This is a genomic window from Bradyrhizobium sp. 45 (assembly GCF_023073155.1).
In the GTDB taxonomy this organism is placed as follows: Bacteria; Pseudomonadota; Alphaproteobacteria; order Rhizobiales; family Xanthobacteraceae; genus Bradyrhizobium; species Bradyrhizobium canariense_D.
In genome coordinates this window covers 55,717-78,052 of record NZ_JADPIX010000035.1, presented here as the reverse complement: position 1 = coordinate 78,052, position 22,336 = coordinate 55,717, and the positions used below count along the sequence as shown (strand labels likewise).

Sequence of the window (22,336 nt, the reverse complement as noted above, 5' to 3'; positions counted from 1 at the left end):
GATCCGGCGGTGTGTGCCTATTCGCTGCGTTCGATAAAGATCTCGACGCGCCGGTTCTTGGCACGTCCCTCCGGCGTTGTGTTGTTGGCAATCGGCGCATCTGCTCCCTTGCCCTCGACGTCGACGCGCGAACCATCGTTCAAGCCAGGTTTCAGTGCCGCGGCAACCGCCTTGGCGCGCTCGACCGACAACTCGAAATTGGTCGGGAAGCGGACTGTGCGGATCGGCGAACTGTCAGTATGGCCGACGACCCGGATCCGTCCCGGCTCCTTGTCGAGGGTTGCTGCGACGCGGAGAGCGATCGGCTTAAAGCCGTCGAGGATGGTCGCTTGGCCCGACGCAAACAAGGCCAGGTCGCAGACCCTGATCACGATGAAGCTGGGGGTCTGGTCCGCCGTCATGGCGCAGGCGGTGTTCTCCTTCGCGAGTGCATTGCGGATGCGTTGCAACTGGGTAATGCGATCCGGCGGCGGCGGAGGCGGCGGCGGTGGGGGTGGTGCAACGACCTGACGCTTGAGTTCGATCGGACCGGCCGGATGGAGCGCGAGCGCCACCTCAGCAGCATTCTCTGCCCGTCCAGCGAGGAGCGTCCGCAGAACGAAATAGGACCCGGTCAGCAGCGCGGCGACCACGGCTGCCACGAGCCAAACCGGAACACGCAGACGCTGCCGGCGCCCCGCCAGCGCCTGCCCGCGCCAGTTGGGCGACAGGTCGCTCATCGTTTTCGGTCTAACCCGGCGCAGCAATTCATAGAGGTTGCGCTGGATCAGTTGCAGGTTCGCAAGTCCGCCCCCTGACGTCCGGTGGATGCCCTGAAAACCAAGCGCAAGGCAGGCGTGCTGAAGTTCGAGGACCGGATAGTTGACCAGTGGATCAACCTTCAAATGGTCGAGGATCTCAAAGAAACGGACGCCGCCGACACGCTCGCCGAAGAACCGGCTCAGCATCGAATATTGCGTCCAGACGTGACGCTCTTCGGTTGGGATGTGCTGCACGATATCGTCAGCAGTGGCACACAGGATGTATTTTGCTGTGTTGGCCTGGTGCTCGGAAATGCCCGCTGAACGGATGTCCTTCTCAAAGAATTTGATCGCGTCTGCGACCTGCTCCATCAGGCTGGCGAATGACGCTCGCATGAGCGCCACACGCAACCGACCGAGCAGTTGCAGCAACGGGCCCGCAGCGCGCATCACCGGATTGGCATTTGGCGCGACCAGATCGTCAACGCGCAACGGCGGCCCTGGCGGCATCAAGGGTTGCGGCACCTGGCCTTGCGCGGGTGTCGAAATCCATTCCTCGGCTGGATGGCTGGCCGGCGCGGAGGCGTAGTTCGAGCCCTGTGGAACGGGCGAAAAGGATGGTGGTGGGGCCGGCGTGCCGGGAGAGGGTACGGGTGATGGCGAATAGGCTGGGCGTGCTGCGGGCCCCCCACCCGGCGGAGGTTGAGAGATCGGCGCCGGCGGCAACTTCCCGCCGGGGTTGGGACGGATGATCGTCCGTTCGCCCCGCCCGAAAGGATTGACCGGCTTGTCCTTGTCGCTCATGGCCTGTCTTCCAGGATAGCCCAAAGATACAGCTCAAGCTCGGGCCAGTCGCCGGAAAAATGCATTCCGATCGACGCAGCCGTACTGAACTCGGGCCACAGCGGTGACTTGCGGTCGAGATAGAAATAGACGTGATCCGTGATGGCCCGGATATGCGGCGGCGGCGTCGGCAAATGCGCCAACGTGAGGCCCGGCAGGTTTGCGTGCACGATCTCGTTCATCTTTGTGTTCGGCCCGACCTTGAACAGGTGCGGGAAATCGTTCTGGATCTCCACAAGCGGCCGCCGTGCGGCAACTTCCAGCACCAGGGTCGCATTTCGGAATAGCGCTCGATCGCGGATCGGCGATACGAACGCATTCTGTGCGCGCTCGATGATCTCCAGGCGGATCGCCCGCCGACCCAGCCGCGCGCTCAAGAAGTCCTGGATGTCGCTCACCAAGGGTGTGAAGACGTTCTCGAGATCGTCGTGATTGTACGCCGGATAGTTGCGCGCCCGCCGTTCCGCCGTGGAAAACGTCGCAAGTTCACCCGCGAACCTCAGCAATTCCTCGTACAGGCGCTCCGGGTGAACGCTGCCGGAGCGCTGGAAATGAGTCAGCACGGGAATGGTACGGTTCAGCACTTGCAGGACCAGATAGTCGACGCTCTGCAACCCACCACCGGATGACGGATCGACGGCGTAACGCGCCAACTCGTCGAGTTTAGTCTCAACCCAGCCGATGATGCGGTTGAGCCAGCCATCGATGATCGGATGCGCGGCGCAGACCAGCATCGGCGGCACGAACTTGTCGTCGAACAGGATGTTCTTGTCGCGCACCTCCAGAATGCGCGCGATGCCCAGGCCCATGTATCCGGGCTTGCTCGTCTTGCGCAGTTCGAAAGACAGGCGCGGATAAGCGATGTCGATCTCTTCCTCGATGCGGAGCGCCGAGGTCGAGTCGATGAAGGTTTCCGAAGTGCGAACATAACGACTGGCGCTGTCGGTGCGGTCCTCGTCAACCTCGCGGGTGTTTGGCGCCGCGACCGGCATCATCAGCCAGACGATCTGGCCTGCAGCCGTCTCCGGCACCTCGATCGATTCGGGTATTGGGCTGTCCGCAGGGATATCGAACGGCGTACCGTCCGGCATGAGGCCGGACGCACTGCGCACCGCGAATTTGCTCTGTTCGGTAAGATCCCTATCGATCTCTAGCTCGGCAAAGCCCCAAGGGTATGGTGTCGTGTAGCGAACGCGCTTTTCCAGCAAGTGTTCGATGTAGCGGTCGTTCTGCTGCAGATGATGCGGCCGCAGAAACAAACCTTCCGACCAGAAGACCTTGCTGTACCAAGACATTCCTATATCCACTTAGAAATTGTAGGCAACCTCGTGGTCGCCGAGAGTTTACTTTGAGCCGGGCTTATCACCGCGGTCGTAATAGTTCGAGAAAAGCAACATAAAGGTTTCGATCGGGGCGTTGTTGTCGCGGCCAAGATGCGCTTTCCAGCGCGTCAAGAACTCGTCCCAGAGTTTGCCCTTGTTCGTGCCGAGCCAGGAGCTTGCGCCACGCTGAAGCTCGAGCTCGCGCGCCATCAGCGTCGGATCTATGCCCGCAATCAGCTCATGGACAGCGTGCTGCATCGCCATATAGGTTCTCAACTGATGTGACTTGAGATCACTGAAGCCCTGTGCAAAGGCGCGCTGTGCATCGAGATAGCTGCGTGTCGGCGGCCCAAAGAGAATGCGCATCGCTTCCTCCGAGGTCGGCGAGAATTTCAGCGGATTATTTTCGAGGGCTTGGACGGTGGTCTGGCTGGTGCTACGGGTCAGCTGCTTGGCTTGGGTTCGCGCTTGCAGCAGCGCCATCAGATTGTCCACGGTCATACGCAAGATGATGCCAAGCTGTTCGGCGAGTTCGGCATCGGACTTGCTGGCGAAGAAATTCTCCGGCAATCCCGCAGCGCGCGCCACCAGTCGCGCGAACTCGGTACCACCGACTGGCTTGGCCGCGACAGGTCGCTCGTCTGCTGCTTGCGCCGTCTCGACCTGCGGGTGCGATGGCGATGTTGGCGGCTGGGCAGCGACTGGTTCATCATCGATCCAAACCGACGGCCGGCGTGGAGTCGGGATGGCTTGCGGGCGCTCGACTTGCGGTTTCGGCGCGGTGACCGGACCGGCTGCCCAGTTCATGTCATCGTCCTGCACGGACGGTTGGGACGTAGACGTCGGCGATGACCATCGAAATGGGTCTACACCCGGCGCCGGCACGCTCGCTGCCCAATCAAGGAACCCCGGATTGACGGGCCGCGCCGCCTCGCGTGGCTTCTTCAACAGTTGCGGATCGATCGGCGGCGGAACGTCACGATCGGCCGTCCAAAGCTCTCCGTAATCCGCATGCTGCTGGACCGAGGGTTCGTGCAGTTGCGCCGCTTGATTTGGGATACGCCCGCCAGCCTCATCCTCCAGCGAAACTCCGATGATGTAGTGGCCGATCGTGAGCCGATCGCCGTCGCGCAAGCGGTGCGGCCCCCGCATGCGCTGGTCGGCACCATTGAGAAAGGTGCCGTTGGTCGAGACGTCGTGCAGCCAATAGCCACCGTCGCGAAAGTGCACCTCGCAATGCTTTCCGGAAATAGTCCGCGCCGGATCCGGCAGCGTCCAGTCGAGGTGACGGTCCCGGCCAATATCGACCGAACGCCTGCCGGTGACCGTAAACGTCACAGGTCCGCCGTCCGGAAGATTCGGTTCGTTCTCGATATTAAAGCGAAGCACCATCACATCGTCTCGTTAGCGCGGAGGGCGCGGTTCGCCGCGTGCCAATTGAATACCATCCTCCAGGCACGACGTCATTATCTGGTCCCGGAAGTCACGAGGGAGCCGGCAGAGGCCAATCAGCAGTGCTGTACGCACCGCCCGTGCGGCCTGATCTGGCTTGGCTTCCACGGGCGCAAATTCCGGGGGAACCACGCTTCCGCCGGACCAGCCGGCCGCCAGCGCCAGCCACGTTGCCGGCTGCTCAGGATCGTTGGCATTGCCGACAGCCAGCGCCTTGTTCCGGGACTGCTCGTCCGGTTGCCGGACCCAGGTCTCCACAATATTGAGCGACCTGCTATCGCTGGCATCGAAATGATCGAACATCCGCCGCAGAGAGCGACATCCCCAGCCAATTGCCACACGCCTTGGAAGTAGGTATGCACAATAAGACACGGCCGGGTGCCAATTGCACGCGTCGGCGGCCTCCTGAAGGAAATCCAGCGAAGGCTTGTCAGCGTCGGCTCTGCCGACATCATAGCGCGCCAACGGATAGGCCTGAAACAGATCCTGTACCGTTCCGAATCGAACCTGCCCCATGATCGTCAGCCGACAAGAGTTGGAGTGCCGTGAGCGACCAGCGGACCGCCGGCAGCAAGCGCCATGCCGGCCTGCGCTGTCATGGCGATCGTCGGCGCGTTGATGACGATGCCCGCCGGGGTCAGGATAATCTGGCTGGGACCAACCTGCAGGGTGATATTGGCGCTGGCCGTGAGCGTGATGCTGATGCCCGCATTGACAGACTGGTCCATGGCCAGCGTGATGTGTTGACCGCCCAATTCGATATCGAGTTTGTCATTGCCTTTCTTGAGCGTGGTCTTGCGGGTATCGCCGCCGAATGCAGCTTCGCCGATGGTCCGTGTCTCGGTGTCCCGGACCGTCACGTCATGGTCCTTCTCGGCATGCACCGTGATCTTCTCGGACCCCTTCTTGTCCTCGAAGCTCCACTCGTTGAAGCCGCCGCCACCTTTGGTGGAGTCCGACTTCAAGCCGCCAATCGTCTTTTTCGACGGCAGATCGTAAGGCAGCTTGTATTCGTCGTTGTACACGGTGCCAATCACCAGGGGCCGGTCCGGATCCCCTTCCAGGAACTCGACAACGACTTCCTGTCCGACACGCGGAATGATCTGACCGCCCCAGCGCTTGCCGGACCAAACCTGGGCGACGCGCAACCGGCACGACCGCTTCTTCTTGCGATCCCAGAAAAAGCGGACATAGATTTCGCCGAGCGACTCGACGTCGATTTCCTCGCTCGAATTGTCGTCTTTGGTCACTACCTTGGCAGTCTGGATGCCATTGATCCTTGGCTTCGGCGTCGTCATTGGCGCTCGAAACGGCCGATCGCTCGGCAGAAACTCGTAGCTGCCGAAATAGACGTGTTGCCCGGCGTCGCTCGGACCTCCGGTGCGATAAGATTCGATCGAGAACGAGTGCGTGGCTCGCACCACGAGATATTCCACGTTCTGCGAATCCTTGGAGTGCTTTTCAAGCTTCGTTAACCCACCGGGGAACAGGTTGACGGCGTCGCCGTTGCCGCGGCGCCTTCGGTCCATTGCCTGCTCGGCCTGGAGCTGGATCTTCGCGTAGCGCTCGCCGTCGGATTTTTCCTTGAACTTCCCTGGATAGTCGTAAAACTCCATCTCCGACCGGGTGTAGTGCTCGGAGCCCTTGGCGTCGCTGATCATCTGCGCGTTGGGCTTTTGATAGTTGTAGTCGTTAAGCTCGATCTTGCCGGTTCGAAACCGGCGCTCCGAGACCCATTCGTAGATATGCTGCTCGCCTCGACGATCGGCCCCCGTTAACGGGATATAGGGAATCGTAGCAAGACCGTTGATCGGGCTATGCGACGATTTGGAATCCGCCAACACCAGCGTATGTTTGCCGCCCTCGTGTTTGAAGAAGTAGTAGATGCCGTGCTGTTCCATCAGCCGGCACACGAAATTCATGTCAGTCTCGCGGTACTGAACGCAATATTCGAGCTTCGGACAGGACCCCTCTTCGGTCAGTTTGGATTCATAATCGGTGAAGCCGCGTTCGTTGAACACCTCCTTGATGATGTCGGGCGCTTTCTTGTCCTGAAAGATCCGGCAATCGGTGGTCCGCGACAACAGCCAAAACCAGGGCCTCAGCACGATCCGGTAGCTGAAATAGTCGTTCCTTACCCCGAGCCACTGGGCCTCTGTCAGAATGCCACTGAACTCGCGCTCCTTTTCATGCAGCTTTATGGTCAGCGTGCATTGCTGACCGATGGCTCGGTCGAAGTCGAGGTCGGCATCCTCACTGAGACACTCTATGCGATACTCGAACAGTTCGCTGAGACCTTCCGAGCCCTCGAATCCGGCAAAAACCAGAACGTCCTTGCCAAGAGGCGTCTTGAGTTCGCAGAGGCGGGTATCCTGAGTAAGCTGGCCCATGTGGGCTTAAACTCCCTCCTTCGATCGAATGACCCGCTGCAAAGAGCTGATCAGACGTATGCAAGATCCGCGGAAATCCTGCCCCGCCAATTGGCAGTGCCGGCAAGTCCGCCCCGGGGCTGGCCTCCTGACGTTTCACGACAGCCGTCCAAAGAACCACCCCGGCCATCAAGTAGTCGGCTCCAAGAGCTTGCCGGTTCACGGGAAAATGGCATGATCTTCGGGAATGAACCAAGATCAGCAGGCATCTGACCCATAGGTATAGAATCGGATCATGCGCCCCGCGCGATCCCTTAGTCGTCACGGCTCGGCAGCGGGGCCGTGACCGAGCAGATGGACGATCCTCGCATGCTTGATGTCGCCTCCCTGACGCTGCCCATTACCGCTGACGATCCCTGCGGACCGGATCTCGACGCCATCGGAGACGTCCAATATCTGAACTTCTTCGCAGGTGCGGAATCCCTGCTGCCAATGTCGTTCTTCGAGGTCGTCAATGCCAATGGGGAGCGTGGACGCTTCGATCCAAAGGCAGTCGATTTTGCCGGCCAATTTGCCGCTGCACAGCCCCTCCTGGCGCGTACCCGCGATCTGCGCCTAAACCTGCTGCTCGCGAAGTTTTCAATCCTCAACCGCGATCTCGACGGCTTTCTTAACTGCCTGAGGGCGACCAACTTGCTGCTGCGCGAGCAGTGGGAAGCGGTACATCCGAGGGGCGAGAACGGCGACTACGCGCTTCGGGCCGTCACGGTCGAAGCAATCGACGTGTTTCCGACCGTGATCAACCCGCTCCAGTTCCTCCCCCTGATCGAGAACCGCAGACACGGCAACCTCCACTACCGTGCCTATCAAATCGCGCAAGGCGAAATTCCCGCCGGCGATGCCGACGCCGACGGGCTCGATCTCGCGACTATCGAGCGCATCGTCAGCGAGACGGATCTCGATACTCTCAAGGCAATCAGCGCGCGGTGCTCCGCGGTCGCTGCTGAAATCGCAGGTATCAAGGCGACCTGGCGTGAGAAGATGAATTCGGGGCAACCTATCAGCCTCGACAGGCTCTCCGGCTTGGTTGACGGCATGGCTGCCTGGCTTGCGGGTCTTGTCGCATTGCGTGATCCGGTGGCGATTGCCGCAACTGCGGAAGATGCCGGTCCCGTCGATACGCAGGTGCCGTTGGACGCAACCACGATGTTTGCTTCATCTGCACAGGCGTCCGCAGCGCTCGGCGCAGCGGCCGCCTATTTTGCCCGAATGGAACCATCCAACCCGGCGCTGTTGCTGGTACGTCAAGCGCAGGAGATGGTCGGCAAATCATTTATTGAAGTGATGCGGATGCTGGTGCCGTCCCACGTGGAGAGCGCTGCCATCAACATCGGGCGGGACAAAGTCTTCGACCTGCCGATCGAACGGATGGCGGAGCTCGCGACCCCGCTCTCATCAACGACGGATGAGAGCGCCCAAGATATTGTTTTTTCGGTGGAAACTAGAGCGCAGGCCTTGGGTCTGCTGACGAAGGTGGCGTCGTTTTTCCGAACCACGGAGCCGTCCAGCCCGATCCCCTTTTTGGTCGATCGCGCGCGCGACCTCGCACAGCGGGATTTCCTCAGCCTTCTGAATGATGTCCTTCCTGAGGGCGCTCTCAAGACAATCGACAAATCGTATTGAACCACCTTTCTCTCGAAGGCACTAACTGGACATAAGAATGTTTTGCCGACCGCAAGTTGAGACGCCTTAGTCAATCTGCGTCGTGCAATTTGGCTTCTGATGCGATTTCGCAAGGAGGGGAACCATGGCTACTGACAGCGGTCAAAAATTCATTCGACGAAACCGCGCACCACGCGTGCACATAACATACGAGGATCCTTACGATGCCGAGCGGCTGATCGAGCTGCCGTTCGTCATGGGCGTCCTCTCCGACCTCTCCGGCAACAACCCCGGCATCGAGAAGTCGAAGGTCGAGGAGCGTAAGTTCCTCGAGTTCGATATGGACAATTTCGACAACCGCATGGCCGCAATCCAGCCCGGCGTGACGGCGCGCGTCGCCAATCGCCTCAGCGATGGTTCCGACGAAAAGATCTCGGTCAACTTGCGCTTCAACAAGATGGCAGACTTCACTCCGGTGGCAGTCGCCCGCCAGGTGCCGGCCACCGCCAAGCTGCTCGAGGCACGCGAACAACTCGCCAACCTGCTGCGCTACATGGACGGCAAGGTGGCCGCCGAGGACCAGCTGAAAAAACTTCTCGCCGATCCTCAACTGATGGCAGCGCTGCGGGAACGCGCGACAAGCCAGTCGAGCGAACCTGGCACCGAGAGCTAAGGAAGGAATGGGGACCATGGCAAAAGAAGCTGTTCACACAGAGAGCCCTACCCAAGTCAAAACCGTCGAAGCTGATGAGTTTACCAGCCTGCTAAAGCAAAGCTTCAAACCGCGCACTGAACGTGCAGCGACCGAAGTCGAAAACGCCGTATCCACGCTCGTTCAAGAGGCGTTGAAGGACACAAGCGTCATAAAGTCGGACGTCCTCGACACCATCGAGGAGATGATCGCGCGGATCGACCAGAAGCTGACCGCGCAAATGAACGAGATTCTTCATACACCTGAGTTCCAGGCAATCGAAAGTGCGTGGCGCGGTCTCCACTACCTCGTCTTCAATTCCGAGACCGACGCCAACCTGAAAATCCGGGTGATGAACGTCTCAAAGAACGAGCTGTATCGAAATCTGCGGCTTTATCCCGATGCACGCTGGGACCAGAGCCCCCTTTTCAAGCAGATCTATGAGTATGAATTCGGCCAGCTGGGTGGCGAGCCTTTCGGCTGCCTGATCGGCGACTATTATTTCAGTCACCTCCCCACCGATGTGCAACTGCTCCGCGATCTCAGCAAGATCGCCGGCGCCGCACACGCCCCCTTCTTCAGCGGCGCCGAGCCGACGCTGATGGGAATGGACTCTTGGACCGAGCTGTCCAACCCTCGGGACATCGGCAAGGTGTTCGACACGCCGGAATATGCCGCATGGAAGGGACTGCGCGATCAGGACGACTCGCGCTATCTCGGCCTGTGCATGCCGCGCGCGCTCGGCCGCCTCCCCTACGGCGCGAAATCGGAGCCCGTGGAAGAGTTCGCCTTCGAAGAGGAGACGGACGGACACACCGGCGACAAATACGGCTGGATCAACGCCGCCTACGCAATGGCCGTCAACATCAACCGCGCCTTCAAGGAGTTTGGCTGGTGCACGCGCATCCGCGGTGTGCAGTCCGGCGGTGAAGTTATCAACCTGCCGACGCACACGTTCCCGACCGATGACGGCGGCGTCGACCTGAAATGCCCGACCGAGATCGCCATCAGCGATCGCCGTGAGCACGAACTTGCGAAGGCGGGCCTCATCCCGCTGATCCATCGCAAGAACACCGACAAGGCGGCGTTCATCGGCGCTCAGTCGCTCTACAAGCCGAAGAAGTATTTCGGCGAGAAAGGCGTGGATGCCACCGCCTCTGATAACCTGTCGTCACGACTGCCCTACATGTTCGCTGTGTCTCGCTTTGCGCACTATCTGAAGTGCATGGTTCGCGACAAGATCGGATCCATGAAGGAGAAGGATGAGCTGACGGTCTGGCTGCAGACCTGGATCAACGAGTACGTTGATGCCAATCCAGCCCTGTCGTCAGAAGCTCAGAAGGCGCGCAAGCCGCTGGCCGCTGCGAAGGTAGAGGTCATAGCAAACGAGGAGAACCCGGGATATTACAACGCGCGCTTCTTTCTTCGTCCACACTTTCAGTTGGAGGCGATGGACGTCGGCCTCAGTCTGGTTTCGCGCCTTCCCGGCCCCGGCTCCTGACGCCGCAGCATCGCAACCGTAACATGCAGAAATTTGAAAGGACTATGCTATGGCTGTCGACATTTTCCTGAAACTCGATCCGATTAAGGGCGAGTCGCTGGACGACAAGCACAAGGACGAAATCGATATTTTGAGCTGGTCTTTCGGCGAGAGCCAGTCAGGCACTTTCCACAGCGGTTCGGGCGGCGGTGCCGGCAAGGTCAGCATCCAGGACCTGCACTTCACGCACTTCGTCGACAAGGCCACGCCGGAGCTTTTCAAAGTCTGTGCGAACGGCAAGCACATTGATACGGCGATCCTCACGGTGCGCAAGGCGGGTGAAAATCCGCTGGAGTATCTCAAGATCGAGATGAAGCACATTCTGGTCACGAGTGTATCGACGGGCGGATCGCACGGCGAAGATCGCCTCACTGAAAACGTGAGTCTGAATTTCGCCAAGGTCAAGATGACGTACAAGACCCAGACGGAAAAAGGCGGCGCTGGAGCGGCGCCGGTGTTTGGCTGGGACGTTCCCGCCAACAAGGAATGGGCCTGATCGTCGGCTTCTGCTTGGCGTTGGTTGCGATTAGCTGAGCCGGCGCCGCACGGTGCGATTGCGTTGACGTCTCGGCGGGAGCGGTTACGAGCACGACCGCCTGCCGAGGCGACAACCATCCTGGAGACCAGCTGATGCTCCGCGGAAGGGCATAGCGGGCCCGGCATCTTGGGGAAGGTAAATGACCATTACTCCAAAGAGGGATCGTCTCTCTCCCCCGCTAATGCTGGCCTTTCGCTTGGCTCATGAAGCTCGCGATGCGCGCAAGAAGCTCAATTTGCGCGATGAATTCGGTGAACGGGTCATTGCCGGACGGCGTAGCGCCGGCCGCTTTCCGATCTCGGAAACGCTGTTGCGGCGGGAAATCTCTCATGACCTAGAAGCCCTTCTCAATACCATTGCTCTGGAATCGACTTTGGATCTGAGCGACCGGGATTGCGTCCGGAGATCGATCTTGAACTACGGCTTCCCCGATATCGCCCACCGCTCGATCGACGAGGTTACGGACGACGAACTCACCGACGCGTTGCGCGAGACGCTAGCGACCTACGAACCCAGACTCGACCGCAAGACGATTCGGGTTCGTCGCGACGGCTCGGTCGGCCCTGAGCAGCTGAAGCTGCGCTTCATCGTTCACGCCGACCTCAAAGCTGAGCCGCTCAACGTCCCCGTGGAATTTGTCGCCGACGTCGATCTCGACAGCGGCGACATCCAGATCAATCGACTTTAGCATGAATCGCGAATTCCTCGATTTCTACAATCGTGAACTGTCATTGCTGTACGAGCAGGCGGGAGATTTCGCCGAAGAATATCCAGGTATCGCAGAGCGCCTCGGCGGCCTGATCCGAGACCGCTCGGACCCGATGATCACGGGACTGCTGGAAGGCGCTGCCTTTCTTGCCGCCCGCGTTCAACTCAAGCTCAAGCACGAGTTCCCGGAATTCACTGCAAACCTGCTCGAGCAACTGGTACCGAACTATCTTGCGCCGACACCTTCGGCCATGCTGGTGACCGCACGGCCACCCTATGCCGACCCCGCGCTGCGTGACGGCAGGAAGATCGCGCGCGGCGCCTATTTCGACGCGACCTATCGCGAGAGAGAGCGAAGTCTTTCCTGCCGGTTTCGACTTTGCCGCGACATCGTGCTCTGGCCATTTGACGTCACAAGCGCCGAGTATTTCTCGACGGCGGGCGCTCTGCAGGCGCTTGGTATCCCGATCGGCAGTGACGTCATCGCGGGGCTGAGGCTATCGTTGACCCATCGTAGTGCGGCCCGGCTCGAGGACGAGCCGCCGGACGCGGAGGCTCGGACCAAGCCGGAAACGTGGTTCGCAGGCTGCCGCGTGAGCGAGCTTCCGATCTACCTGTCCGGTGCGGAATCCGACGCCATCGCGCTTTACGAGCAGTTGATCTCGAATTGCAGGGGGGTCTACTTCCGGCATCTCGACGACTTTGGCGATCCGGTGGTGACTCGTGCCCCCCATGACAGCGTGCAGCAAATTGGCTTCGACGAGAATGAGTCTCTATTTCCTAACGATAACCGGATCTTTCGTGGCTCGGAATTGCTGCGTGAATATTTCATGTTTCCACGCAAGTTCCTCGGCATTACCCTCACCGGACTTCGCGGCGTGATGTCACGGCTGCGCAGCAAATCGATCGATATTGTCTTCGCATTCGATGAACACAGTTCACGATTGGCCGCCTCGGTGCGCCCCGAGACGTTCAGGCTCTATACCGCGCCGGCGATCAATCTGTTCGAGAAGACGAGTGATCGTATTCCGGTCAAGTCGAATACGCACGAGTACCATGTGGTGCCAGATCGCAGCCGCTATCTGGAATACGAACCGCACCAGGTGCTCGAAGTCTACGCACACCTTCCGGCAGAGAAGGATAAGCGCCCCGTGCGCCCGCTATATTCGGCCGCCGTCGACCGGAGCGGCGGGTCGGCCGACAGGCTTTATTTCACTGTGCGCCGCTTGCCGCGGCGCCGCACAGTGGAAGAAAAGACATACGGCGCCTCCTCAGACTACACCGGGACGGACATGTTCCTGTCACTGCTCGAGCCCGGTGAATTGAGCGGCAAAGGCTCTGTCGCCGAACTGAGCGTTCGGGCTCTCTGCTCCAATCGCCATCTCACGGAGCACTTGCCGGTCGGCCAGGGCGGCGCCGATTTTCGTTTGCTGGACGACACATCTCTTGATCTGATGTGCGTCGCTGGTCCGACGCCGCCGCGCGAGCCGGTGGTGGCCCAATTGCGCAGCCGCAGCGAAATCGTCAACAGCGGCGTTGTCAGCTGGCGGCTCATCAACATGCTCAGCCTCAACTATCTTGGGCTCGTCGAGCGCGGTGGCGGCAAGAACGCCGGAGCGCTGCGCGAGATGCTGTCCTTGTTCGCCGACCAATTCGACGACGCCACGGAACGCAAGATCCGCGGCGTGCGCAGCATAGAAAGCCGCCCCATCGTGCGACGCGTGCGTGAGCGCACCGGCAGCGGCGCAGCACGTGGCTTGGAGATTATCGTCACACTCGACGAGAAGGCATTTGAGGGCAGCGGCGTGTTCTTGCTCGGGGCGATCCTGGAACGCTTCTTTGCCGACTATTCCGGCTTCAACACCTTCACCCAGACGGTCATCTCGACGCCGGAGCGCGGCGAGATCATGCGATGGCCGCCGCGCATGGGCACGCGGAGACCGCTATGACCCTGATCGACCAGATGAAGGCCGAGCCCTGGCGTTTCGATTTCTTCCATACGTTACGCCAGTTCGAGCGCGCCAACCCGGATCGACCGCGGATCGGTGACAGTGCCGCGCGCCGCGACGAATATGTCGACCTCGGCCAAGTGCCTTATCTGGAGTTTCCCGCCTCGAATCTCGCGGCCGTGGACGACCAGAGTGGCCGGCTCAGGATACTCGTCAAATTTCTCGGCCTCCTGGGCCCGCAGGGCGCCCTGCCCATTGCCACCACCGACGAAAGCCTCAGCTGGTGGCTGATGCGGGATGACGCTTTCCCGCGCTTTCTCGATCTGTTTAACGGGCGCTTCCTGCAACTCTTCTTTCGTGCCTGGGCCGACGCGCGCCCGATCGCGCAGCACGACCGCCCGGCGGACGATCGCTTCATTGCCTATGTCGGCTCCTTCGCCGGCTTGGGCACCGATGTTTTCGCCGATCGCGATACCGTTCCGGACATGGCGAAGCTCAGCTTCGCTGGACTGGTCGCGCCAAGGGCGAAGTGTGCATCACGGTTGACGCGATTCCTGCAAGGACTGTTCGAGGTCAAAGTCGAGATCGACGAATTCGTCGGCACTTGGCTCTCGTTCGACCCAAGTCACTGCAGCCGGCTCGGCGGAACGCATGCGAGGCTCGGTCAGGACGCCCTTCTGGGCTCGCGCGTGTTCAGCGTCGAGGACAAGATCAGAGTTCGGGTCTTTGTCAGAACATTTGCTCAGTACGAACAATTCCTGCCGACCGAAACACCCAACCTGTCGGAGCCACTGGCCGACGCCGTTTTCTTCTATGTCGGCGACGAATTGGAATGGGAGGTAGAGCTCGCCATTCCTGCCGGAGAGGTTGTACCGGTCAGGCTCGGACAAAGTGGTCGACTTGGATGGACTTCTTGGGTCTCGCCGAACTGGGCCTCCACAGAAGAATATCGCCGCGATGCCCGCTTTCAGCTCGGGGAGCGATTGAGATCCCGCCGGAGCGCCGCAGCCAATGCCACGGCGATTTGAACCTATCCATAGTGCTGATCGCCTAATACTATGGAATTTGAAGCCAATTCCGCATGATGACAAGCATCCGCGGAGGAGTTGAGCAGGAGGAGCCGCCGTGACCGACATCAGCATTGAAGCTGTAACGGGCAAGCTGAACCGGGCCGGCTATGATGCCTTCATACAGGCCCTCCGCCACGCAAAGAGCGCCGGCAATCGCAACGTCGAGCTTGCGCACTGGCTGTTTCATATTCTGCAGCAGGAGGGCAACGATCTCAGCCTCTCGGTCGATCACTACAAGCTCGACCGCGCGCGCTTATTGTCGGACCTGGCCGGCGTGATCAGCGGCTTTGCTAAGAACGAGACCGACATGCCGGGCGTCGCGAATTCGGTCATCGATCTGCTCGATCGCGGCTGGCACTATGCCACGCTTTTCTTTGGCGAGACCCAGATCCGCACCGGTCATCTGCTCGTTGCCGGCCTGAAATCGAACGATATTCGTCGCGCGCTGAACAACCTCTCGCGGGAATTTGCCAAGGTCAACGTCGACGCACTGGCGGCGGAACGCCGCGCTGTCTGGACCGGCTCCGACGAGGAGAACATGCGGCCGATGGACGGATCGGGCCTGGTTGGCGCCGGCACGGAAGGCGCGGCCCAAGCTGGTCCGAAGGGCACGACGCCGCTCGACCGGTTCTCCCAGGACCTCACTGCCAAGGCTAAATCGGGCGAAATGGATCCGATCCTTGGCCGGGACGAAGAAATCCGCCAACTGATCGACGTGTTGATGCGTCGGCGGCAGAACAATCCAATTCTCACCGGCGAGGCTGGCGTCGGCAAGACCGCAGTTGTCGAAGGCTTTGCGCAGCGCATTGCCGCCGGCGACGTGCCGCCACCGCTGCGCGGTGTAAGGCTCTGCGCACTCGACATCGGCCTGATGCAAGCCGGCGCCTCCATGAAGGGCGAGTTCGAGCAGCGCTTGCGGTCGGTGATCGACGAGGTCCAGAGCTCACCTACTCCCATCATCTTGTTCATCGATGAGGCCCACACACTCATCGGCGCCGGCGGCGCCGCCGGTACCGGCGATGCGGCCAATCTCCTGAAACCTCCCCTCGCCCGTGGCACGCTGCGTACGATCGCCGCCACCACATGGGCGGAATATCGCCAGTACATCGAGAAGGATCCCGCACTCACCCGGCGCTTCCAGCCAATCCAGATCGATGAACCTGATGTGGAGACCTGCTGCATCATGCTTCGCGGACTTCTCGGTCCGATGGAAAAGCACCATGGCGTTCGCATTTCGGATGCTGCGATCGTCGCAGCAGTCAACCTGTCCCACCGATACATTCCTTCACGGCAGTTGCCGGACAAGGCGGTCAGCCTGCTTGATACAGCCTCGGCACGCGTAGCCATCAGCCAGAGCGCGACGCCGGCCTTGATCGAGGATGCACGCGTGGCGATTGCCGCTCGTGAAGCTGAGAGATCTGCGCTCGTCAGCGACGGCGACCTTGGGATAGAGGACAACGAGCGCATTGTCGCGATCGACAACGACATCGCCGCACTGAAAGACAAGCTGACGAACCTCGATGGCGATTGGGCGGTCGAGCAGGAGCTCATCAAGGACATCCGCAGCATTCGTGAAATCCTGTCCAGGCCCAAGGAAGGCGAAGATCCGGCTGCCAAGCGCGCGGAGCTGCGCGGCAAGTTCGACACACTTGAGACCATCAATCCGGAAAAGCGAATGGTCTATGCCCATGTAGACCAGCAGTCGGTGGCGTCCGTTGTCTCTGATTGGACCGGCATCCCGGTCGGCCGGATGATGCGCGACGAGATCGAAACCGTGCTGAAGCTACCGGAGATCCTCAACCGCCGCGTCGTCGGCCAGTCCCATGGGCTGACAATGATCGCCAAGCGAATTGAGACCAGCCGCGCTAAGCTGGACAACCCGTCGAAACCGATCGGCGTATTCATGTTGGCTGGCCCATCCGGTGTGGGCAAGACCGAAACCGCCCTGGCGCTTGCCGAGACTCTTTATGGCGGCGAGCAAAACATGATTACGATCAACATGTCAGAGTTCCAGGAAGCGCACACCGTCTCGACCTTGAAAGGCGCACCTCCCGGGTATGTCGGCTATGGCGAAGGTGGGCGCCTCACCGAGGCCGTCCGGCGCAAGCCCTATAGCGTCATTCTGCTCGACGAGGTGGAGAAAGCTCATCCCGACGTCCATGAGATTTTCTTTCAGGTATTCGACAAAGGAACCATGGAGGACGGCAACGGGCGACGGATCGACTTCAAGAACACTTTGATCATCCTTACCACCAACGTCGGCACCGATATGATCATGGGCCTATCACGCGATCCAAAGTATCGCGACGAGCCGGAAGAGCTCGCCAGGATGCTAAGGCCGGAGTTGCTCAAGGTGTTCCCAGCGGCGCTGCTCGGACGCATCGTCTCGATACCGTACTTCCCGCTATCGGACGAGATGCTGTCCGGGATCGTGCGTTTGCAACTCGACCGCATCGGAAGGCGCCTTCGCGACAATCATAACGCGACCTTCGGTTATGACGACGCGGTCGTCGAGCACATTGTGTCGCGCTGCAACGACCCCGACTCCGGTGGGCGAATGATTGACAACATCATCACCAACACCCTGCTCCCCGAGCTGTCGCGCGAATTCCTCAGCAAGTCGCTCGCCAAGGAAGAGGTGAAGGAAGCACGTGTCTCGATCGACAACAACAAGTTCGCATATTCGTGGAATTGAGCACGATGAACATTCAAACCGAGCATCGTCACCCAAACATCGGTCCAACGCCATACGACGAGGTCTACTACCCGGGCCATGTTTATGGGCTTACTCATCCCAACCATCTTGCTACCATGGCCGCCGTTTACGGCATGCAGCCGGCGCCGGTCGAGCGTTGCCGGGTGCTGGAGCTTGGCTGCGGCGTCGGCGGCAACCTGTTGCCGATGGCCTTTCAATACCCGAACAGCGAATTCGTCGGTGTCGACCTGAGCGGCGTGACGATCGAGCGCGGTCAGAACAATGTCGCTACATTGGGCCTGGAGAACATCAAGCTTCTCCACTGCGACATCATGAATGTCGATGCAAGCTTCGGACGGTTCGACTACATCATCGCGCACGGCGTGTATTCCTGGGTGCCACCGGCGGTGCGCGAGAAGATGATGATGATCTTCAAACAGAACCTCGCGCCGCAGGGGGTCTGCTACGTCAGTTACAATGCGCACCCGTTCTCACATATGCGCGACATGGTCCGCGACATGATGCGGTATCACACCCGCCGCCTCACCGGCATGAAAGAAAAAGTAGGACAGGCCCGCGCAATCTTGAAGTTCTTGAGCGAGGGATCGAAAGCCAACTCGGTTCACGGCGCGATCATGCGCGATCAGTACAACCGCGTCCTCAAGGCGCCCGACGAGCTGTTGTTTCATGACGATCTCGACGAAGGCGCCGAGGCCTTCCTGCTGCACGAGGTTGTCGAGCTTGCAGGCTCTCATGGCTTGCAATATCTAAGCGACGCCGATTTCTCGCGACGCAATCTGGCGGGCTATTCCGAGGAGGTACGCGCGACGTTGCAACGCTTCCCGGAAACCGAGTTCATGGCACGCGATCAGTATCAGGACTTTATCGACGGTAACGGCTTTCGCCGTACCTTGCTCTGCCACGACAACGTCTCGCTCTCCCGCCAGACCGACCTCGATTTCGTCACCCGGTTCTATTTGCTGAGCACGACGAGCCCGGTTGATCCGGACGCCTGCGTAACGGACGATTCAGCGATGGAATTCGAAAATGAGGACGGTAGCAGGATCACGGTGACCAATTCGCTCTTGAAGGCGGCGCACCTATGCCTCGGCCGCGCTTGGCCTCGCGCGCTGTCATTTGACGAATTGCTCGATGGGGCGCGAGTGCTGCTTGGCGGCGGGCAGGCAGATGATGACCAAAAGGCGTTGACCGAGGCGATGTTTATCCTAGCTTGCAGCGGCGAGGTCTCGTTCCTGCTGTCGCGTCCCTTCTTATTGACGGAAGCGACCGAGCATCCGCAGGCGAGCCTGCTCGCGCGAAAACAAGCGCAAACAGGTCCGCTCGTCACCAATCTCCTCCACCAAACCGTGCAGTTGGAGGACGACCGAACCAGGGATTTCCTGCAATTGCTCGATGGTACGCGGACTATCGACCAGATCACGGCCGAAATGACCGAGAAATTCGGCCCGACCATCCAGGTAGGTCAGAAGGATCGTGCCAGGAAGCCCGCCGAGCCGCTGCTGCTATCAACGCGAGAAAGCGTTCAACGCTCGCTTGCGATGGTCGGCAAGCTGGGCTTGCTAATCGCCTGACGCGCTCATGTGCGCCGGGCACCGTGGAAGGAGTGGCGGAAGGAACCAGAAGATCTGCTACCTCCCGAAACAGGCGAGGTGCCCATCACTCAGCCATCGTGGGTGTACTGCTGGCCGAGCAGCCATCCGGTGAGAATACCACCGGGTCCGCTGGTATAGACCGGATGAAGGCCCACGCCGGCGCGCAGCATCCGCCATTCACTCTCGCCGACCCAGGGAATGCCAGGATCGCCCTTTTGGTATTGCGACAGTAACGTTTTGGCGACCTCAGCGGCATTGGCGTAAATCGGGCCGTTGGCCCAGCGCGGCCGCGGGAGGCCGGTCATGCGGCAATAGAGCGCCGTGCAGACGTACGCGGACGCCTCTTCGGCATTGGCGTCGAGGCCGGTACGCAACAGATCGTAGGCTGCATGCAGGCTCTCATGGACGATATAGGCTCCGTCCATCCGCCCCGCCGCCGACACGACCTCCAGCGTGTTCGCAGCGACCGCTGTGCCGTCCGCCCTGGTTCTCGCCACATCGTTATATTGTGCGGCAACGCCTGCCGCGAGATCCGTCGGAGCCCTGACGGTGACCCGCCCCAACCGGATCGCGCGGGCGACGTGATGGAACGTTTGCGGCGCAATCGTCACGTGGCTGCCGCGGATCGGAAATCGGAAACGAATGCGTGCGACCGCCGGCCCATTGAGTATATCCAATACCCTGCCTCGCAGTGACATCTGATCATCCTCGCCGCTTAAAGTACCCCCTGCATAGTGGTCGCCGATTCCAGTTGGCGGGTTCAAACTGCATCGGTGCTGGGGCAATAGGGGTTTGACTTTTGCCGGAATTGGCATGGGGCCTTCGGCAACTTCATAGAACGAGCAGACAGTGAACCCGAACCCGTTCGGGCGAGACCAATCTGAGGTGAGGATTGCCACGGAGGGCGCGCCATGACGACGACCGATCCGACGACGACCGACACTTACCGGAAGATCGCGGCGCGATTGACCATGCTGCGACCGCAGATCGATTTGAAGAATTACTTTGCCGGCGCCAACCCGAATGTGCGCCTTTATGACGAGAAGCCCTACATCCGACACCAACTCGAGAAGTATGGTGTCGCTGCCGCGACGACCACGCTCGACGGCGTCACCTTCCTGCCCAAGGACTGGGAAGAGCTGATCAAGAAGCTGCGCATTGCCAAGACGACGGACGGATTCGACGCATTCGCCGAAGGGCAAAGCCCGGAAAAGGCGTCGCATTGGGCTCTCGATCTGTCGATGGCGGCAACGATCGGCAAGGGGTTTCGGGAGATCTGGCGCCCAAAGCTGTCCGACAAGCCACTCTCAACGCGGGATCTCCCGGGCCGGCACGGCTTCGGGCTCGGACGCGACCGCGGACAATGGAGCGATGCCTACAGCTCGCAATTCGGCAAAGACCCGCAGCCCCAGGACATCACCTCGCTGCATTTCGCAGTGGCACCCGACCGGGTGAACGTGCACATCGACGAAACAGGCTTCGTGTTCGAGGGCGTGGACGGTGCCCTTACGGTCGGGCCGAACTTCATGCACCACGCCGGCAACGAGCTGTTCTGGAAGAGCAACTCACATGTGCCGCGTTGGGCGGCCGAACACATCGACTTGATATTGCCGAACAGCGCGAACGACTTTTCGCGCGTGGGCGTTTCGGTCGACATGTACCAGCGCAAAGATCTGCGCGTCACGGTCACCGGCTCCTGCGGAATTTTCGGCGGTTTCGAGTGCTCCGGAACCGTGAGCGTCAGCGGCACGCATGACCTGCTAGGCTCGAGGTCAAAAGGCCGGCGCTAAAGCGGAGATTGCTGGTTCGATTGTCCACGCCTCCAAGCTACGAATGAGGCTCCTCCCTAGCCTACCTGTTCGCGGCCCGAATGGAATGGAACCATCGAACCGCCTCAAAGTAACGGCGACCAATGAATATTGGCGGCAAGATCGGGTAGTTCTGCAGGACTCAGCAAGGGAGGTCCTTACATTGCCGAACCAGGAAAGACCCTTGAAGCCTGTCGTCGAAAGCTACGTACCGCCAGCGGGAACGCGACATGCGGTGGCGGCAGGCGAGACTTGGATATCCCTCGCCAAGCGGATCGGCATCGATCCATGGGACCTCATCGAGTTCAATTTTCCGGGCATCAAGCTCGTCAAACAGCGCGATTTCCAACAAGCCGCAAGGCAGGTGAACTGGTACCTGGCCGAGTATGTAGGCTGCCGCGCGATATCGCCCGACCGCCAGAATTTTGCGTTTTCTTCCGGTACGACCGGCGGGAAAGGTGGATGGAAAGGCGGCTTCATCTATCTACCGCCAGGTACGCCGCCTCCCCCGCCGATTGCGCCCATTCCACCGGTTGCGCCCACCCCAGTGGCCCCGATCCCACCGGCATGTGAAGGAAGCCGACCCGACTTCGCCCGCGTGCTGGACGTCAGCGAACGGGATTTCGCGCGCAACGTCTTTGGCCCGACCCTGCCGCCGTGGGAGACGATCGCGATTACCAATGGCCTGGGAGCAGGCGGAAGACCGTGGACGAACGACGGACCGTTCTTTAGAGGAAGCAATCCCATGGTGCCGAGCATGCGGTATGCCATCAATCTTGGCAATGTCGCGTTCAGTAACCTGGCATCTCCTAGCCCCACCTTCGGCCTCCTGTGCGACAACTTCGGTCGAATTTGCGACCTCTTCGTGCACGAAATGACCCATGTGTGGCAGGCGTTCAACGATTCGAACTGGACGATGGCGCGCTCTTTCTGGGCGCAGACAATCGGTGCCGGCTACGATTACACGCCCGGCGACTCCTGGGACTCATACAACGTCGAGCAACAGGCACACATCGTTGAAGATTGGCACAAATACAAAATCAGTTTGCCGATGCTTGCCGAGGAACGCTATCCGTACGTCCGGCTCGTGATCCGATCTGGACGCCTCACTTTTCCTCGCGGGCTGGATCTGGCGGCATTGAAAAAGGACCTTCAAGATCTGCGCGCAAGGCACCTGGAGTAGGTCCGTCGCAAGGGAGTGGTCGGGAGCTTACTCAAGTGATGCACCAACACGCCGATAATTCGCCGCGGTGCGGTAGCGCATTCTTCCTCTCTCCGAGAGTAGTTTTACGACTTGTCCAGCGTGCTGGTCAGCTTCATAGCGCAAGCACACGGA

Annotated in this window: 17 protein-coding genes; 11 read left to right on the top strand and 6 right to left on the bottom strand. The window is 60.2% G+C overall.

From position 1 onward, the window contains the following. Positions 1 to 17: 17 nt before the first annotated feature. The 5 genes from tssL to tssI form a co-directional block, all read right to left on the bottom strand. A complete protein-coding gene (gene tssL, locus IVB42_RS05475) occupies positions 18 to 1,250 on the bottom strand; it encodes a type VI secretion system protein TssL, long form (RefSeq protein WP_256467656.1) in 1,233 nt (410 codons plus the stop codon). Positions 1,251 to 1,540: 290 nt separating this feature from the next. Beyond that, positions 1,541 to 2,878: a type VI secretion system baseplate subunit TssK gene (gene tssK / locus IVB42_RS05470; protein WP_018457628.1), complete on the bottom strand. Its 1,338-nt coding sequence runs from the start codon at positions 2,876 to 2,878 to the stop codon at positions 1,541 to 1,543. A gap of 48 nt (positions 2,879 to 2,926) precedes the next feature. Beyond that, positions 2,927 to 4,297 (bottom strand): type VI secretion system-associated FHA domain protein TagH, encoded by a 1,371-nt coding sequence (gene tagH, locus IVB42_RS05465; protein WP_018457629.1) that lies wholly within the window; start codon positions 4,295 to 4,297, stop codon positions 2,927 to 2,929. Positions 4,298 to 4,309: 12 nt separating this feature from the next. Continuing rightward, a complete protein-coding gene (locus IVB42_RS05460; RefSeq protein WP_026233412.1) occupies positions 4,310 to 4,873 on the bottom strand; it encodes a hypothetical protein in 564 nt (187 codons plus the stop codon). A gap of 5 nt (positions 4,874 to 4,878) precedes the next feature. Further along, positions 4,879 to 6,747, bottom strand: a complete 1,869-nt coding sequence (gene tssI / locus IVB42_RS05455) for a type VI secretion system tip protein TssI/VgrG (RefSeq protein WP_018457631.1) — start codon at positions 6,745 to 6,747, stop codon at positions 4,879 to 4,881. A 321-nt stretch (positions 6,748 to 7,068) separates the two neighbouring features. Here tssI and IVB42_RS05450 point away from each other — a divergent pair, with 321 nt between their 5' ends. From IVB42_RS05450 to IVB42_RS05410, 9 genes are all read left to right on the top strand, one after another. After that, positions 7,069 to 8,409, top strand: a complete 1,341-nt coding sequence (locus IVB42_RS05450) for a type VI secretion system ImpA family N-terminal domain-containing protein (RefSeq protein ID WP_247371738.1) — start codon at positions 7,069 to 7,071, stop codon at positions 8,407 to 8,409. 124 nt (positions 8,410 to 8,533) lie between these two features. After that, positions 8,534 to 9,061, top strand: a complete 528-nt coding sequence (tssB, locus tag IVB42_RS05445) for a type VI secretion system contractile sheath small subunit (protein ID WP_026233414.1) — start codon at positions 8,534 to 8,536, stop codon at positions 9,059 to 9,061. Between the two features lie 16 nt (positions 9,062 to 9,077). Further along, positions 9,078 to 10,580, top strand: coding sequence for a type VI secretion system contractile sheath large subunit (tssC, locus tag IVB42_RS05440; protein WP_204511553.1), 1,503 nt, complete (start codon positions 9,078 to 9,080; stop codon positions 10,578 to 10,580). Between the two features lie 49 nt (positions 10,581 to 10,629). After that, positions 10,630 to 11,115: a type VI secretion system tube protein Hcp gene (locus tag IVB42_RS05435; RefSeq protein WP_018457635.1), complete on the top strand. Its 486-nt coding sequence runs from the start codon at positions 10,630 to 10,632 to the stop codon at positions 11,113 to 11,115. Between the two features lie 181 nt (positions 11,116 to 11,296). Continuing rightward, complete coding sequence (gene tssE, locus IVB42_RS05430; protein WP_026233415.1) at positions 11,297 to 11,845, top strand: type VI secretion system baseplate subunit TssE; 549 nt, start codon at positions 11,297 to 11,299, stop codon at positions 11,843 to 11,845. A 1-nt stretch (position 11,846) separates the two neighbouring features. After that, positions 11,847 to 13,814, top strand: a complete 1,968-nt coding sequence (tssF, locus tag IVB42_RS05425) for a type VI secretion system baseplate subunit TssF (RefSeq protein WP_247362314.1) — start codon at positions 11,847 to 11,849, stop codon at positions 13,812 to 13,814. Next, positions 13,778 to 14,842, top strand: coding sequence for a type VI secretion system baseplate subunit TssG (gene tssG / locus IVB42_RS05420; RefSeq protein WP_018457638.1), 1,065 nt, complete (start codon positions 13,778 to 13,780; stop codon positions 14,840 to 14,842). The genes tssF and tssG overlap by 37 nt, the downstream gene beginning before the upstream one ends. Before the next feature lie 97 nt (positions 14,843 to 14,939). Beyond that, on the top strand, positions 14,940 to 17,579 hold the full coding sequence (gene tssH / locus IVB42_RS05415; protein WP_247362313.1) for a type VI secretion system ATPase TssH: 2,640 nt from the start codon (positions 14,940 to 14,942) through the stop codon (positions 17,577 to 17,579). 5 nt (positions 17,580 to 17,584) lie between these two features. Further along, a complete protein-coding gene (locus IVB42_RS05410) occupies positions 17,585 to 19,171 on the top strand; it encodes a class I SAM-dependent methyltransferase (RefSeq protein ID WP_085383663.1) in 1,587 nt (528 codons plus the stop codon). A gap of 89 nt (positions 19,172 to 19,260) precedes the next feature. On the opposite strand, the gene IVB42_RS05405 is transcribed toward IVB42_RS05410, so the two are convergent. Continuing rightward, positions 19,261 to 19,869 carry a hypothetical protein gene (locus tag IVB42_RS05405; RefSeq protein WP_231190730.1) on the bottom strand — a complete coding sequence of 203 codons (609 nt, stop codon included), beginning with the start codon at positions 19,867 to 19,869 and terminating at the stop codon, positions 19,261 to 19,263. A 234-nt stretch (positions 19,870 to 20,103) separates the two neighbouring features. Between IVB42_RS05405 and IVB42_RS05400 the strand changes: the two genes are divergently transcribed. Beyond that, positions 20,104 to 20,982 (top strand): hypothetical protein, encoded by an 879-nt coding sequence (locus IVB42_RS05400; protein ID WP_162496436.1) that lies wholly within the window; start codon positions 20,104 to 20,106, stop codon positions 20,980 to 20,982. Between the two features lie 202 nt (positions 20,983 to 21,184). After that, positions 21,185 to 22,183, top strand: a complete 999-nt coding sequence (locus IVB42_RS05395) for a hypothetical protein (RefSeq protein WP_247362309.1) — start codon at positions 21,185 to 21,187, stop codon at positions 22,181 to 22,183. Positions 22,184 to 22,336 lie beyond the last annotated feature (153 nt).